The 15540-nt window shown below is 55.5% G+C and carries 14 protein-coding genes; 8 read left to right on the top strand and 6 right to left on the bottom strand.

Annotated elements, in window-relative coordinates; all coding sequences use genetic code 11:
• Nucleotides 1-5: 5 nt before the first annotated feature.
• From RSSM_RS11955 to RSSM_RS11975, 5 genes are all read left to right on the top strand, one after another.
• A complete protein-coding gene (locus RSSM_RS11955; RefSeq protein ID WP_008678618.1) occupies nucleotides 6-320 on the top strand; it encodes a cupin domain-containing protein in 315 nt (104 codons plus the stop codon).
• A 90-nt stretch (nucleotides 321-410) separates the two neighbouring features.
• Nucleotides 411-2456 (top strand): AI-2E family transporter, encoded by a 2046-nt coding sequence (locus RSSM_RS11960; protein WP_008678620.1) that lies wholly within the window; start codon nucleotides 411-413, stop codon nucleotides 2454-2456.
• Between the two features lie 65 nt (nucleotides 2457-2521).
• Nucleotides 2522-2899, top strand: coding sequence for a response regulator (locus RSSM_RS11965; RefSeq protein ID WP_044302383.1), 378 nt, complete (start codon nucleotides 2522-2524; stop codon nucleotides 2897-2899).
• A gap of 231 nt (nucleotides 2900-3130) precedes the next feature.
• A complete protein-coding gene (locus RSSM_RS11970; RefSeq protein ID WP_008678624.1) occupies nucleotides 3131-4960 on the top strand; it encodes an alpha-amylase family glycosyl hydrolase in 1830 nt (609 codons plus the stop codon).
• 371 nt (nucleotides 4961-5331) lie between these two features.
• On the top strand, nucleotides 5332-8388 hold the full coding sequence (locus RSSM_RS11975) for a glycoside hydrolase family 2 TIM barrel-domain containing protein (protein ID WP_144059752.1): 3057 nt from the start codon (nucleotides 5332-5334) through the stop codon (nucleotides 8386-8388).
• A gap of 779 nt (nucleotides 8389-9167) precedes the next feature.
• Here the strand turns inward: RSSM_RS11975 and RSSM_RS11980 are convergent.
• Nucleotides 9168-10241: an AI-2E family transporter gene (locus RSSM_RS11980; RefSeq protein WP_008678627.1), complete on the bottom strand. Its 1074-nt coding sequence runs from the start codon at nucleotides 10239-10241 to the stop codon at nucleotides 9168-9170.
• A 226-nt stretch (nucleotides 10242-10467) separates the two neighbouring features.
• Nucleotides 10468-11154 carry a peroxiredoxin-like family protein gene (locus RSSM_RS11985; protein WP_236621101.1) on the bottom strand — a complete coding sequence of 229 codons (687 nt, stop codon included), beginning with the start codon at nucleotides 11152-11154 and terminating at the stop codon, nucleotides 10468-10470.
• A gap of 174 nt (nucleotides 11155-11328) precedes the next feature.
• Here RSSM_RS11985 and trxA point away from each other — a divergent pair, with 174 nt between their 5' ends.
• Both trxA and RSSM_RS11995 read left to right on the top strand, forming a co-directional pair.
• A complete protein-coding gene (gene trxA, locus RSSM_RS11990; protein WP_008678631.1) occupies nucleotides 11329-11643 on the top strand; it encodes a thioredoxin in 315 nt (104 codons plus the stop codon).
• Between the two features lie 264 nt (nucleotides 11644-11907).
• The gene (locus RSSM_RS11995; RefSeq protein WP_236621102.1) at nucleotides 11908-12744 is read left to right on the top strand and encodes a DUF1223 domain-containing protein; all 837 of its coding nucleotides are present in this window, start codon (nucleotides 11908-11910) and stop codon (nucleotides 12742-12744) included.
• 16 nt (nucleotides 12745-12760) lie between these two features.
• Here RSSM_RS11995 and RSSM_RS12000 read toward each other — a convergent pair whose 3' ends face one another.
• Both RSSM_RS12000 and RSSM_RS12005 read right to left on the bottom strand, forming a co-directional pair.
• Nucleotides 12761-13006, bottom strand: a complete 246-nt coding sequence (locus RSSM_RS12000; protein ID WP_008678635.1) for an anti-sigma factor — start codon at nucleotides 13004-13006, stop codon at nucleotides 12761-12763.
• A 10-nt stretch (nucleotides 13007-13016) separates the two neighbouring features.
• Nucleotides 13017-13631, bottom strand: coding sequence for an RNA polymerase sigma factor (locus RSSM_RS12005; protein ID WP_008678637.1), 615 nt, complete (start codon nucleotides 13629-13631; stop codon nucleotides 13017-13019).
• Nucleotides 13632-13836: 205 nt separating this feature from the next.
• On the opposite strand from RSSM_RS12005, the gene RSSM_RS12010 reads away from it, so the two are divergent.
• On the top strand, nucleotides 13837-14382 hold the full coding sequence (locus RSSM_RS12010; protein WP_008678639.1) for a carboxymuconolactone decarboxylase family protein: 546 nt from the start codon (nucleotides 13837-13839) through the stop codon (nucleotides 14380-14382).
• A 504-nt stretch (nucleotides 14383-14886) separates the two neighbouring features.
• Here RSSM_RS12010 and RSSM_RS12020 read toward each other — a convergent pair.
• Entirely contained in the window at nucleotides 14887-15123 is a 237-nt protein-coding gene (locus tag RSSM_RS12020; RefSeq protein WP_008678642.1) for a hypothetical protein, read from the bottom strand.
• Between the two features lie 204 nt (nucleotides 15124-15327).
• On the bottom strand, nucleotides 15328-15540 hold a 213-nt coding region (locus tag RSSM_RS12025; protein ID WP_144059753.1), incomplete at its 5' end, for an H-X9-DG-CTERM domain-containing protein.

A 15540-nucleotide genomic window follows, 5' to 3' on the forward strand; every position in this document is an offset into this window, starting at 1 on the left:
TTCAAATGCAATCCAGTGATACCGGTGAGATGGGGCAAGTTTATCTTGCGACCGGCAAAGAGGTTGCGATGCGTCGTTGGCAAGAAGATCGTTGCGATTTTGGAACCGAGCACTCGCGGGATTATGAAACCGTGGGGTATCTGATCAGCGGGCAGCTCGAACTCGATATGGATGGTGAGCACGCCAAGATCATGCCAGGTGACTCCTGGATGATTCCCGAAGGAGCGGTTCACCGTTACCGAGTGGTCGAGCCCATCGTCGCGATCGAAGCCACCTGTCCTCCGGGACGTTTCGCGGGCCGAGACAATCCTGTTTCGTAGTCACACTCACCCGCGTAGCAACCAAGCTCAACCGAGCAAATCACAACTTCTTCCGCTAAACGACGCCGATCGTCCACTGCGAAAACATGAATGAAACAAACTAGATCCGATCTGGCGACGATCGCCGCAGTCGCTCAACTCTTGGCCGTCGTGCTCACGGTAGCCGCCTTGTTTTTCGCGAAGGATGTTTTCATTCCGCTGGCGCTCGGCCTTCTATTGTCGTTTCTGCTGAGTCCGCTCGTCGACCGTCTCGAGCGTCTCGGAGTCCCCAACGTCACCGCCGTCATCGCGACTGCGTTGCTCGCGTTCGTTTTTCTCGCAGGTGGCTTCACGCTGCTTGGTCGGGAACTCACCACGCTGATCGGTGAACTGCCACAGCATAAGGACGAGTTAGTCGCAAAGGCGAGAAGTTTCGCCGGGCTCACGACCGGCGTTGGCGGCAAACTCAATGACCTCGCCGATGAGGTGAGCCAAGCAATGGAAGACGAGTCCAATTCCGGCGGACAGGATAACGCCGATTCTGATTCGCAGCAGTTGCAACCACTGGATTCAACACATCGAGATCCATCGGGGCTGGATTCCCCCGGCCGTGATGATTCGTTCTACGCAAACACATTCCAACGTTGGACGGATCGGATTTTTCCCGCATCGGACGCGCCGGCGGAGAGAACACAAAATGATGGGACGACGCCTGAGTCCCCTCTTTATATTCAGCCCGTCGAAGGAGACATGCCGGTTGCAACTTGGGCGACGACCGCGGGAACCGTGCTCAGTCCGCTCGCGACGGCTGGTTTGGTCACCGTGTTCGCGCTTTTCATGTTGATCCATCGTGAGGACCTTCGCGATCGTATCATCGCGGTGATCAGCCATGGTGACTATGTAACGACAACGGAAGCGTTGGACGAGGTCGCCAGCCGGATCAGTCGGTATTTGATTGCACAAACAATCATCAACACTTCGTATGGTGTGGTGCTCGCGATCGGCCTGTCGGTCATTGGCGTGACGATGACGCCTGATGGCGTTTTCCCGAATGCGATCCTGTGGGGAGTGCTGGCAACGTGTTTGCGTTTTGTTCCTTACATCGGACCAACTGCGGCCGCGATATTCCCGTTGGCGATCGCGCTGTCGGTGTTCCCCGGCTACGCTGTTTTCATCGCGGTGCTCTTGTTGATCGTTGCCATGGAACTCGTCAGCAACAACATCATCGAACCTTGGTTGTATGGAACCAGCACCGGAATTTCAGCCGTTGCGGTTATCGTCGCAGCGGTGTTTTGGGGATGGTTGTGGGGGCCGGTCGGATTGCTGCTGTCGACACCGTTGACGGTATGCCTCGTGGTCCTCGGACGTCATGTTCCTCGCTTTCGGATCATGGCGACGCTTCTCGGGGAAGAAGTCGATGTCCGCCCATCACTCCGGTTTTACCAGCGCTTGTTGGTCGGCGATCAGCACCGCGCCGCAGAGCTGCTCCAGAACTATGCCGGTGAACACGGGTTCGGCGAAACGTGTGACAAAGTCATCATTCCGGCGCTCAAACGGATTCGCAAAGACCATGACGCGGACCGTTTGTCCGAAGCGGATTCCAATCGTTTGTTCGCGATTGCCGGGGGCTTGGTCGCTGAGTTCCGTCGGCTCGATCGAGATTCCTCGGAGTCGGATGAATCATCGGTGGATGCGGCTGAGTCGGATTCAGAACAACTTCTCGTCGTCGGCTGCGTTTCTCACCACTTCAGCGAAACATTCGTTCTCAATCTGCTGCGGCACGAAGGGATCGGACGCTACCGTTTAGAGTCAATCGACGACGAAACGCTTCCGCAGGATGTGGGCAAACAGATTGGCGAACGTTCACCCACAGTCGTCGTGATTGCGATCCTTCCCGCGGGCGGAACACCACAAGCAACGTTTCTCTGCAAAAACATTCGTTCGGCCGGGTATCAGGGGCCGATCGTCATCGCGTGTTTAGGCAAGTTCAAGAACTTCGATACGTTGTTTGTCAAATTCCGCAAAGCGGGCGCGACCAGCGTGACGACTTCGTACAGCCAAACTCACGCAAAGATCCAAACATTTCTGCAGCGTTCGGACTCGGAAAGTGAGCGCATTCCATCCCAAAGCAAACGACAGCAAATTGCGATCACTTAGAGGTGACGCAGTTCGCCGTCGAATACTTTCCGCAGTCAATCCCCGCTCACTCGGAAGAACGGACCATGACCACTCTCCTCGTTGTTGATGACCATGATGACATTCGCGAGATGATGACGCTGCAATTGCAGCGCAACGGTTTCTCGGTCGTGTCGGCTCGGAACGGCGCCGAAGCCGTATTGACCGCGGCCAACGTTGCACCGGCGCTAATCCTGATGGATGTCAACATGCCCGAACTCGACGGCCTCGAGGCAACCATACAAATCCACAAGGCAAACTCGGAACATCGCATCCCGGTGATCGCACTGACCGCCTACGCCCTGCCCGATGATCGAAAGAGAGCCGAAGCATCCGGGTGCGACGCCTTTCACCCCAAACCAGTCGACTTTGACAAACTGTTGGAACAGATCAACGATCTTATCGGGGCAACCACGTCCAACTGAACACGTCTCCGTAAACTCAACCGCCGATCGGCGAACGTTCGATGGCAAGAGCATTTTGATATCGGATGTGTCCGATCTCTGTAGTTGGGTTTGCCAAGATTCATGGCATCAAAGTCCGGCGACATCGGCTACGTCATTTTTAGACACACTTTCATCGACCTACCGATATTTTCGGATAGGTAGCAAACACCCTCGGTCGTCCGAGATCACAACCATTGTAGGAAAAATTGAATGAGCCAAACGATCGCACTCAACGCTGATAAAACTTCGAAACAAACAACGCACGTACAGGGAATGGGACCGATCATTCTTGAGAACGCGGTGGCGTTTCGCGTCTGGGCGCCGCATGCCGATGCGGTCAGCGTCATTGGTGACTTCAACGATTGGGACGGACAACGCAATCCACTTCAGAGAGAGCAGAGCGGATGTTGGGTTGGAATCGTTGAAAACGCAAAACCCGGCGATCAGTACAAATATGAGATCACCAACGGAGACCGAACCTTTCAACGCATCGATCCGCGAGCCAGGCAGGTCACCAATTCAGTAGGCAATGGTGTGATTCACCAACCGGAATTCGATTGGCAGGGTGATGACTTCCAAATGCCGCACTGGAACGAGTTGGTCATTTACGAATCCCATGTCGGCACGTTTTACCGCGATGGAAAAGATGGTGTGGGGACGTTTGAAGACTTCACCAAAAAATTCGATCATCTGCAGAAGCTAGGCGTCAACGCGTTGCAGATCATGCCCATCGCGGAATTCGCCGGTGACTACTCATGGGGATACAACCCTGCGCACCCGTACGCGATCGAAGAAGCCTACGGAGGACCGGTCGGATTCAAAACGTTTGTTCGCGAAGCACACCGGGCCGGTTTCGCTGTCATTTTGGATGTCGTCTACAACCATTTCGGCCCGAGCGACCTCGATCTGTGGCAGTTCGACGGTTGGAGTGAAAACGACAAGGGCGGCATCTATTTTTACAACGACTACCGAAGCCACACGCCGTGGGGTGATACCCGTCCCGATTACGGCCGTGGCGAGGTTCGCTCCTACATTCGCGACAACGCGATGATGTGGCTCGAGGACTATCACGTTGATGGCCTGAGGTACGACATGACTCTTTACATCCGTTCGGTTGACGCATCCGGACATCAGGAGATCCCTGAAGGATGGGGGCTGACGCAGTGGATCAATCGCGAAATTCATTCGTTCAAACCGTCCGCGATCACCATTGCCGAAGACTTGCAAAACAACGATTACCTCACCAAACCGGATTCCGAAGGTGGAGCGGCTTTCTCGACGCAGTGGGACGCAAAATTCGTTCATCCGATCCGAGACGTTATCACGCAGCCCGACGATTCTGGGCGAGACATGAGGAAGGTTGCTCATGCGTTAACGCATTCCTACAACGCAGACGCTTTTCAACGCGTGGTCTACACCGAGTCACACGATGAGGTCGCCAATGGGAAGTCACGTGTCCCGAGCGAGATCAACCACGAAGATCCCGACAACTGGTTCGCGCAGAAACGAACGACACTCGGAATTGCCCTCGTGCTGACCTCGCCCGGCATCCCGATGCTTTTCCAAGGGCAGGCGCTCCTGCAAGACGGATGGTTCACCGACACCGAAGAACTCGACTGGGAAAATGCGTCGGAGCATAGTGGGATCGGCAAACTAACCTCCGATCTGATCTCGCTGCGGCTGAATCGTTCGAGCGTCTCCAAAGGGCTCACCGGTCAACACGTTGACGTCTTTCACGTCAACGACGCAGACAAAGTCATCGCCTATCGTCGACGCTATGACGGCGGCAAAGGTGATGATGTGATCGTGATTGCGAACTTTGCAAACCAGCACTTCGAGCGATACGAATTCGGTCTACCTGGTGAGGGCGTTTGGAAACGACGTTTTAGCAGTGACCAGAAACGCTACAGCGATCAATTCGGTAATGAAGCGAGCGGCGACATCACCGCCGACGCGGCGCCGTATGACGGCCAGTCCCATCGCGGGCAGGTAGAGTTGCCGCCTTATACGGTCCTGGTTTTTTCGCAAGATCCCGAGTGAGCCCGGCGGTCGGTCACGTGTTTGGTTCGTGGCAGAAATCTCTCGCCTGAAAATTTGAATTCGACACGATTGTGCGCAGAACGTGCCGATCGTGTTCTTCTTGACATGAAGGCAAACTCGAGTTGCCTCGGCAACGGGCGGCGTTGCCGGGCCAACGGATTGGCTCGTTTGGATCGAAGGGGTAATGGCTTCGCTGCGTTGCCTGCCCGCGACCTTTCGTGTCTCCAATTTCGTGTGCGCGACGCGTGGATTCTGTGCCGGGGTTAGCTACACTGACGCCGACGGATCCTCTCGATCGAAGGCGAGACGTTCGCATCGTTCTCGCTCAATCATCATCGTTGCAACAACATCCCCCAAAACTGATGCAAGACATGAAAATTCGTTGCCAAGCCGCCCTGCTCACGTTGTTTTGCCTATCGGTGTTTTCTTGTTGCTCGGCCGGTGCGGGCGAGCGAATGCCTTTCGATTCGAATTGGAAGTTTTCACTAGGGGATTTTGACACTGCTCAGCGTCCGACGTTTGACGATAGCCAATGGCGAACGCTCGATGTCCCTCACGATTGGAGCATCGAAGGGGAGTACGCGAAAGACAATCCGATGGGAGCCCAGTGCGGCTATCTGCCCGCCGGGATCGGATGGTATCGCAAAGCAATTCCAGTCGACTCCGCGTGGAAAGGCAAGCACGTCGAAATCACGTTTGACGGCGTCTACATGAATAGCACCGTTTGGGCAAACGGCAGAAAGTTGGGCATCCGTCCGTATGGCTGGAGTTCAATCACATACGACATCAGTGATCTCGTCGCAGACTCAGACAAGATCACATTTGCGGTTCGCGTCGACAATGAGAAACAGCCTTCTGCTCGGTGGTACACCGGGAGCGGGATATACGCACACACGTGGCTGGCTGTCAAAGAAAAGGTGCATGTCCCCCATGATGGTATCTTCATCCGCACCAGCGGCGATGAAGTCACCGTCGACACCGAAGTCGCAAATCAGACTTCCGAGGGTGAAACCGTCCGAGTCGAAACGTCTCTCTTCGACCCGTCGGGCAAACAGGTCGCGACCGTGGGGACTCCGCTATCTGTCAACGGCGACGATGGCAATTCGATCACGCAAAAGTTGACGGTTGCTAATCCATCGCTCTGGTCCACGGATTCTCCGACGCTCTACACGGCGGTCACCGAACTGCATGCCGTGAATCAGATTTTGGACCGCGTCGAAACCCGGTTTGGTTTTCGTGATATCGAGTGGAAACCCGAAAGCGGAATGTGGCTCAACGGTGTGAACGTCAAACTCCGCGGGGTCTGCAACCATCAAGACGCGGGAGCGTTGGGAGCTGCGGTTCCTGACAAGATCCTGCGTTTTCGGATCGAGCAACTCAAGAAGATGGGATGCAATGCAATCCGTACATCACACAACCCTCAAACACCCGTGTTCTATGACATCTGCGACGAAGTCGGAATGTTGGTGATGGATGAGATCTTCGATGGTTGGATGCGCAAGGCGAAGCAGGATTACGGAGGGCGTTGGTTTCAACAGTGGTGGAAACGCGACCTAACCGACTGGCTGCGACGCGACCGGAATCATCCGTCAGTAGTCATCTATAGCATGGGGAACGAGACTCGTGGCGCAGTCGGCGCAGATTTGGTGGCCACGTGTCACGAAGTCGATCCGACTCGCCCGGTGACGTCAGGCCATTCTGCGGATGAGGCCATGGACGTGCTCGGGGTCAACGGCGCGAGTGAGAAAAAAGGTTGGTTCGACAATATGAACACCGACAAGGTATTCATCGGAACCGAAAACACTCACACGTGGCAGGTCCGCGGCTACTATCGATCGATGACTTGGTACCGTGACGGATTCCCCAACAAGAAACAGAAACCGTACGAGACCCCCGATCTGACGAAACGAGAGATCTTCACCTACGATTGGACCAAAGACGAGAACCGAGACAACGGCAAGCAAAAGTTCAATTCGAGCTATGACAACGCGATGGTTCGTTTGAACTCGCGTCGCAACATTCAACAGATCCGCGACTTTCCTCGGTACGCGGGATCATTTCGTTGGACCGGGTATGACTACATTGGCGAAGCCGGTTACGTACACGGTGGGTGGCCTTTCAAGGCATTCATGGGGGGCGCGATTGATTTGGCGAACTTTGAAAAGGACCTTTACTACCTTTACCAAAGCCAATGGACCGAAGAGCCGATGGTGCACATTCTGCCTCATTGGACCCATCCTGTCATGGAATTGGGGACAGAGATACCAGTTTGGGTCTATTCCAATTGCGACAACGTCGAATTGTTCCTCAACGATCGGTCACTTGGCCGACAAACGCCCGGGAAAAACTGGGACGAAATGCAATGCGAATGGATGGTCGGATGGGAACCAGGAACTCTGCACGCTGTGGGCTATCGAGACGGACAACCGGTTGTCGAAGAAACGATCCGGACCGCTGACGCCCCCGCCCGGATCGCGTTGTCCGTTGACGGGCAGCCGCTCGACGATAACACCCCCGATATCGTTCAGGTACGCGTCGAGTCTCGCGACACGCAAAACGAGTTTTACCCCTACGGCGAAAACCGCACTCACTTTCACGTCATCGGCCCCGGAAAGATCCGGGCTCTCGACAACGGGAGCCCGATCGATGTGGAAAGGCATTTCGGAACAACGAGCCGCGTCGCGTTCTTCGGGCTCACGCGAGCTTTCATCGAGTCTACCGAGACCACCGGTGACATCGCGTTGCTAGCGACCAGCATTCTGGGCGAGAAGAAACAGGTGACCTCCGATAAGGTCAGCATCGATACCCAAGTATTGAATCTGCGAGGCGAGGTCGCGGTCCCCGAGATACAGACGTTCTACACGATCGACGGATCCGCACCCACGCAGCAATCAAAAAGGTACACACAGCCGTTTTCGGTACCACTGGGTACCACCGTGAAGGCACTCGTCGTCATGGATGGGAAGCCGATTCAACGCTTGCAAGAACGTTTCGCCGAAGACGAAGGCTTCGTATGGGACGGAGGACAGTCGACCGGACCGGTCGGAGAACAAGCCGAAACGGCGAACTATCGAGAGGCAAATGTTTCTGGCCACGGTTTGGGTTTTCACGGCAAAGGCTTCCTTCGCTTCACCAAGAAACCAGGCGGTTTCATCGAGTGGTATCAAGAGAACGATGGAGATGCCGGTGCCGCCGATCTCATCATCCGATACAGCGGAATGCCGCGTCGCAATAAGCCATACGAAGTGTCGGTGGTGGTTAACGGGAAACCGATCGAGAAATCACTCGCTCTGCCCGACACGACAAACCCCGGACGCGATTGGAAAACCGTCACCGTTGAAATCCCGATTGGCAGGGGAGCCAATACAATCCGGTTGGTGCCCCAAGGAGCTGGCGGTCTGTGTATCGACGAAATTTTCGTGCGATGACGGGCGGTGTCCGGCCGCGGCTGAACGCTCCGCCCGAGTGCCGCCGCATTTTTTCTACGTGGGCGACTTGCCCATCAAGACTATCCCCCACCGATAATTTTTCCCGCAGAGACTATTTCCCGCAGGGTGTTTGCAACTGGTAAGACCCGCGCTGAGATGGCTCATGGCGGCGCATAAAAAGAGCCGGTCACAGCCACAAGTTCTAAGGGGCAAGATAGAACTAGAGCAACCGTGACCGGCAAGGTCCAATGTTCGAATTTATACGGCGTTGAGCCGGTGTTTGGGGATTTTGTAACCCATTTTTGGCGGGATCGATCCGCCCTCATCTAACGATTGGTTCGTCTCAAAATTCTGGCAGGTCGCTATTGAAAAACGGCCCTGCGATTAACGAATTCTTAATGAATCGTTCGTCTGATTCGCTTTTTCCGCATATATGTGGGGTTTTCGGGTGGTCTCGGAGGCTTCGCGAGTACCCCCCTGGCTTTTCCCGGAAGATACCACCCCGTTGGGGAGCGTGCAAGTTTAAGTAGTACCTATGGGGACGACTTTTTTAGAATTATTGATGTGTGTCACCTTGAACGTGACGCCGCCAAGCAACCGGTCGCGGGGCAGTTACTTCGTGCGCAATTTTGACGTGGGATGGAGCGGAGACACGCATTGATAGGCGATGCCGCGACGAGGCTCTGGGGCGAGACGGGGCCGTGGCGACACAAGGCCCGTGGCGACACAAGGCCCGTGGCGATACAGGCCCGCTGCGACACAGCGACACCGTGTCGCCGCTAGCCAACCATCGCTTCCTCGGAGCTGCTCTGCCAACGCCCCGCCATCAATTCCGCGATCGGTTTGGTGACCTCGATACGATCGAGCAGGATCCGCATCGCGGCGGTGATCGGAGTTGCCAAGAACATGCCAACAACTCCCCACATCATTCCCCAGAACATCAACGCAACCAAAACGGTAACGGGGTGCAGGTCTGACGAATTACCCATCAACTTGGGCTCGACCAAATTGCCGCTGATCAATTGAATCAGCCCGGTCACTGCGATCACCGAAATCATCCATCCGACCCCAGCGTCGGGATCGAGAAGGATCAACGGAACCGGCAATACACTCGCGACGATCGGGCCGATGTTGGGAACAAAATTCAGCAGGAACGCCAACACCCCAAACGTGAATGCCATCGGAACGCCGAACAGATACAGAGTCGCCCCGAACGCGGCTCCCGTGAAAACGGAGATCACCGTTTTCAGTGAAAGATAGGTTCGCACCTGTTTGTCGATCTCGCGAGCGACCGAACCGGTGTCTCCAATGGTCGACGTGCCGATCAACAAAAAGAACACGTAAATCAGCACCACGGCGCTGGTCGAAATCAATCCGATCAACGCTTGGGACAGCATCGTGATGCCGTCGCGAACAAAGATGTCGATAAACTCGCTCGCGTCCTCGGCGGTCGTGTTCGCCGCCGTTCGTTGTTGTTGCGGCACGAGCGATGTCGGCAAAATCGAGGACGCGGTATCCTCGAGATGGTTGACGATCTCCTGCACCCGAGTTCGATACGCGGTCGCGTTGCGAGAGAGATCCACCATCGAAATCCAAATCGCAAACCCAAAGACGATCATCGCGACGAGCCCGGTGATGATCGTGATCCCCGCGGCGACCAAACGGTTCACGCCGAGCCGGTGTTCGAGCCCATTGAGCAAAGGTGTCACGCCGCTGACGACGAAGAGGGCTACGACCAAAGGAACGAGGACCGGTCGCAGCCAGAAGATGGAGAACGTCACCAAGACGACGGCGATCACCATCAGACAGACCGTCTGAATTTTCAAACGGTCGTATTGGTCAGGAAAATCCATGCTGGCAAACTCATCAATTGATCGACGGAAACGTCCTGCAACCTCGCCACCTGGGACTCCGGCGGGCGAGTTTGCGAACAGGTTAAACGTCGATGCTCACCCCGACAATCGTCTTGGAATCATTTCGCGGGGGCTGACCGGCACTAAATCCTAAGCCGGGGATGCGAAATCCCAAGCCGGAGATGCGATTTGCCACACATCACCGAGGCATTCGGCAGCCGATGGGCTATTTTGCCGCCTGACGAACCGCCTCGACGACTTCGGCGGGCTCTGCGCGTTTCTTGTAGTCCGCATCTAGAAACGCATAGGTAATCGTTCCCGAGGTGTTGATCACGTAGGTCGCCGAAAGGGGAAGCTCCATTTTTTCGCTTCCGTTGTAAACGTTCAGTTTCAGCCGGTCACGATAGACCGGGACGATCGTTTCGGGCAACTCGAACAACAGGCCATACTTTTTCGCCAGGGCGCTCTCGTGGTCGTGCAACGCAACCATCGTTAGGTCGTTTGACTCCGCCGTTTCTTTGGCTTTCTCGGGCAACTCCGGTGTGAGAACAACCAACCGGGCTCCGGCGCCTTCGATCTCATCGACTTTTTTCTGCATCGCACGGAGTTGCAGGTTGCAGTACGGGCACCAACCGCCGCGGTACCACATCAACACGACGGGGCCCTCGCTCCACAGTTCGCTGAGTCGAACGCTGGTACCGTCCCAGCCGTTGAGTTCCGCGTCGATCGCCTGGTCTCCGACTTGTTTGGCGTTTTCCTCGACGCCTGTCGCTCGGACGGTCGCGACGGCGTCCTGAAACGTTTTGAGCATTTCAGCCGGATAGCGTTGAGCAGCATCGGCGGCCATTTTTTCCAGCTTCGGTGCTAAGGAATCATCGGTTTGCTGAGCATTCACAGAGGATGAGGTTGCCATGAAAAGTGCCAAGAGTGAGAGTGAAATTGTCTTGCGCATTTTGCTTTCGAGTGCGTGTTGGAAAAGGAAAAGTGTCTGATTTAGAAATTTCAGGTAAGGACCTGTCGAGACGTCGCGTCACATAATCAGTCAAGAAACGAAACTCTTAACCTGATCCTTCAACGGAGATTCAAAATGTCTGCTGTCAACGTAAATGACCAAACGTTCCAAACCGAGGTGCTCGAGTCACCCAAACCTGTTCTTGTCGACTTTTGGGCCCCGTGGTGCGGTCCATGTCGCATGATGGGACCGGTTGTCGATGAATTGGCCGACGAATTGCAGTCCGACGCGGTCGTCGTCAAAGTCAATGTCGATGAAGCCACGGATACCGCCACGCGATACGGCGTGCAGTCCATCCCGACCTTCGCCGTGATCAAAGACGGCGAACTCGTGCAACAACTCAGCGGCGTGCTTCCGAAAGAAACGCTGCGAGACGCACTGGTCGCGTGATCGATCGCGCGGCGATGATTACAACGCCCCAAGGGGACTCGTTGGTGTATTTCTCGGACACCAGAGGTCCCCTCGACGGGCGTTCTTTTGGCGGAATGCGGGCTTGGCAGCACATCCCTAGAATGCGGATGATCGGTGTCGCAAAGGTGCCGTGACTTTACCGCTCCGCCGGACTTCTCTTTTGCGAATGGATCTCGTTTCCCTGCGATTCGCAGACCGCGATCTGTCGATTCAATTTGCCAATTCAATTTGCGAGCCAACAAAATGCGTCCACCAGGTACCATCATGATGCATGCGATGTGCTCGCTATTCATCGGCGTCGCGACATTCTTCTGCGCTGCGGCGGTGCCGACAAATGCTGTTGCGCAGGATCGCGGCGAAGCCCAACCCGACTCGGTATCGGACACACCACAAAGCGATCGCCAACAAGCATCCGCGATCGCGGTCGTCGAGTTGTTCACGTCGCAGGGATGCAGCAGTTGCCCATCGGCGGATCGTGTTCTGCAAGCGATCCACGCGAACGCGTCGACGAATGAGTTGCCGGTTCACGTGCTGTCGTTTCACGTCGACTATTGGAACCACCTCGGATGGGAAGACCCTTACAGCAGTCCCGCGTCCACGTTGCGTCAGAAACGCTACGCGGTCTCGATGGGAAGCAAACGCATCTTCACGCCACAAATGATTGTCAACGGGACCGCTTCCTTTGTGGGCTCTGATTCCGCGAAAGCAGACAATGAGGTCCAGCGAGCTCTTGCGAAAGCCGCGACGGTATCGGTCGATATCAAAGAGCTTCCTCGAGAGGCAGATCACACGGTTGCGATCCAGTTCAACGTGACCGGAAGGTTGGAGGGGTGTCTTCTTCAAGTCGCTGCGGTTGACTCGCCGCAGGCAAATTCCGTCACACGAGGCGAAAACGCGGGAGCGGACTTAACCCACGTTGGCGTCGTGAGGGCGTTCGAGTCGGTTCGTTTGCGAGACTCGGCCGGTGAGGTCGAGCTGAACTTGCCCGACCGCGTTAGCGCGGCAGATGTCGACGTCATCGCCTACGTTCAAAACCCCAAAACGCTGGCCATTATCGGAGCCACCAAACTGCGGCCATGATGATAGCGATGCCCGATCACTCGTCCTCGGGAGGCAACGCTTTCAAGCCTTCGATCAGAACATCGAACTCGTCTTTACAGCACGGGCACTGTTCGAGGTGACGCTGGATGGCCTGGAACGCTTCGGGGATTTCCCGGCCTGCGAGTTCCAATTCCGCGAACTCGGCTAGGTGCGAGAAACACCCTTCGCAGTCCGTTGCATCGTTCTCGGTCGATGCGATCAACCCGAGTAAATTCGAAATTTGTTTTTTCGAAATCGACATGTCTGTCCCCTTATGCAAAGATCGCGTTGAAGTCTTCGGCAATCACACCGGCTCGTTCGAGTCCCGATTTCAATCGCACGCGGGCGTCGTGAATGAGTTTGTATACCGCGTTCCGGTTGCTGCCCGTTCGGCGGGCAATCTCTTCTACGGGCAAACCCCCGAGTAAGGCCTGGATCGCCTCGCGTTGTTTCGCGGATAGTTCCGTTTGGATCAACTCTTGCAACGTCGATAACACATTCGCACGATCGATTTGCGTTTCGCCCGGTGTGGAAGGATCTGTCGCAATGTCGAGTGAGAGATTGTCGTCGGACGTGATCGAATCGAGCGAGACGTCTTGGTAGCGTTTGCGACGCATCTCGCTGATCGCGACTCGCGTGGCAATTGTCATCGCCCACGTGGTGAAGCGGCTGCGTCCGGCGAAGGTTTCGAGCGAATCGAGAATTTTCAACAACGCGTCTTGGACGACGTCTTCGGGCTGCACCAGGTTGCCGTATCGATTCGCCATCGACCGACTCAGCCCGCGGACGAGCAACTGTGTCAACTCCGCGATGGCGTCGTCGCGTTCGGGACCGGAACTCGAGAGTCGCCGGACCCAATCGTCGGTATCTGCATTTTCGGTCGTCACGTCGCTGCCTCCAGAGTGCGTTCAAAACACTATGGCAGATGACACCGCCGATGCGAAGACGGCCGGGGCGAGAAACGAAAACTATCGAAAACTCTGAAAATGAAATTTGCGAGGTAAGAGCTTCGAAACTGAGCGCATCACAGAGGTGTGGCGAGCGTCGCCACGATTCAAATCAGTCCCTGTCTCAATCGGTTAGGAGCCCATCATGCCTCGTCTACAACCCATCAATCCTGCGTCCGCCCAAGGTGAAACCGCTGCCGTTCTCAATGGCGTTGCAAAGAAACTCGGCAAAGTTCCCAACATCATCGCGACCATGGCAAATTCACCCGCGGTAGCTAACGCTTACCTGTCGTTCAGCGGCGCGTTGGCGGGCGGCAGTTTGCCGGCAAACGTGCGTGAGCGAATTGCGCTGACGACTGGTCAAGCCAATCAATGTGACTATTGCGTGGCTGCCCATACGGTGCTCGGTAAAGGCGCCGGACTGTCGGACGAAGACGTTGCCGACGCCCGCAATGGAACCGCGAAGACGGAGAAAGAAGCGGCTGCGGTTGTTTTCGCTCGCAAGGTGGTGGAAACCCAAGGCAACGTTTCCGACGCCGACGTCACCGCGGTTCGTGAGGCTGGCTACACCGATGGGGAAATCGCAGAGATTGTCGCCGGTGTCGCTCTGAACCTGTTTACAAACTACTTCAACCATGTCGCGGGGACGGAGATCGATTTCCCGGCCGCTCCTGAACTGGCGAGCGTTTGATCTGCGAATCAGTTGTCGAGTAGAGGTTTGAGTTCTCCGCTCGTGTTCGCATCGCCCGCCGCTCGTGCGTTCCAGTCCGGCTCGAAACAATCCGAGCCGGATTTTCAGAAACCTGACAAGCCAATGTCTCTCAATCGATCACAACTGGCGACCTTCGTGTCCCTGATCCGGTCAACAAAACCGGATCGTTTGGACTGCCAAAGTTGCTCGGAAATTCTCGCCCGCTTCGTTGAAAGAGAGGGGGATCTAACGAGCGATGACTTCTCCGATTTACCGCGGCACCTTGAACAGTGTGCGTGCTGCCGAGAGGAGTGCGACTTGCTTCGAGAGGCGGTCCGAGAACTCGCTGGCCTTTCATGATAGCTCTGAAAGGCGGTGCATCTTTGTCAGCTCAATTTGCGGGCAGTGGATCTTGTTAAAGATCCTCATGCGGCAGGATTTCTAACAAGATCCACTTCGGCCGTCCTGAAAGTAAAGCTACGTTGGAATGCTACGATGGAAGGATCACTCTTCTTTCTCTTTGGGTGGTCCCTTTCTGGCTTCGACAGACATGTCTTTCATCGCTTGGGCTTCCATTTGGGCTCCTTCCTCCATCGCCTGTTTTGCTTTTTCCTGCATTTCCATGTAGGCCTTGATGTCCTGTGGGTCGGCGTCTTTGACCAGGTTTGCTGGTTCACCGTCACTGCATCCTACGAACGACATCCCAACAGCGATGAACGTCCCTAAAATTGCTTTGCGCATTTTCAATTTCCTTTGTCGTGCTAACCGAATTTGAGAACCGGAGATGCCTCGCCCGCGGTGCGGTGGAGCACTCGTCACGCAAACCCGGTTGTTTCAGTTTGATCTTAATGTGCTAGTGTCTTTGACGAGAAGACGCGCCGACGGTGCGGTGGACGCATCTCGCGGCGGCTTCTCGTTATTGTCGAAAACGACGATAGGTTGCCGTTAGATTTCTTCTTCGATCACTTCCTTCGCGGCGCGGGTTCCCAAGGCTCCCCACAATCCGAACGGGCTGCGATCGCCAGGGATGTTGTTCTTCCACGCTTTGCCCCACCAATTCACGCATCGGTTGCTTGAGTTGCCGGCTTCGATCGAGTCGGTGACGAATTTCACCGCACCGTCCGACATCAGCACGTGGCATCCGCCTTGGTGACGGCT

This window comes from Aporhodopirellula sallentina SM41 (assembly GCF_000346505.1).
Lineage (GTDB): Bacteria > Planctomycetota > Planctomycetia > Pirellulales > Pirellulaceae > Rhodopirellula > Rhodopirellula sallentina.

Bases quoted from the DNA above. Each gene is read 5' to 3' on its own strand.
- RSSM_RS11955 (WP_008678618.1), top strand. From the start codon at position 6: ATGCAATCCAGTGATACCGGTGAGATGGGGCAAGTTTATCTTGCGACC.
- RSSM_RS11960 (WP_008678620.1), top strand. From the start codon at position 411: ATGAAACAAACTAGATCCGATCTGGCGACGATCGCCGCAGTCGCTCAA.
- RSSM_RS11965 (WP_044302383.1), top strand. From the start codon at position 2,522: ATGACCACTCTCCTCGTTGTTGATGACCATGATGACATTCGCGAGATG.
- RSSM_RS11970 (WP_008678624.1), top strand. From the start codon at position 3,131: ATGAGCCAAACGATCGCACTCAACGCTGATAAAACTTCGAAACAAACA.
- RSSM_RS11975 (WP_144059752.1), top strand. From the start codon at position 5,332: ATGAAAATTCGTTGCCAAGCCGCCCTGCTCACGTTGTTTTGCCTATCG.
- RSSM_RS11980 (WP_008678627.1), bottom strand. From the start codon at position 10,241: ATGGATTTTCCTGACCAATACGACCGTTTGAAAATTCAGACGGTCTGT.
- RSSM_RS11985 (WP_236621101.1), bottom strand. From the start codon at position 11,154: ATGGCAACCTCATCCTCTGTGAATGCTCAGCAAACCGATGATTCCTTA.
- trxA (WP_008678631.1), top strand. From the start codon at position 11,329: ATGTCTGCTGTCAACGTAAATGACCAAACGTTCCAAACCGAGGTGCTC.
- RSSM_RS11995 (WP_236621102.1), top strand. From the start codon at position 11,908: ATGCGTCCACCAGGTACCATCATGATGCATGCGATGTGCTCGCTATTC.
- RSSM_RS12000 (WP_008678635.1), bottom strand. From the start codon at position 13,006: ATGTCGATTTCGAAAAAACAAATTTCGAATTTACTCGGGTTGATCGCA.
- RSSM_RS12010 (WP_008678639.1), top strand. From the start codon at position 13,837: ATGCCTCGTCTACAACCCATCAATCCTGCGTCCGCCCAAGGTGAAACC.
- RSSM_RS12020 (WP_008678642.1), bottom strand. From the start codon at position 15,123: ATGCGCAAAGCAATTTTAGGGACGTTCATCGCTGTTGGGATGTCGTTC.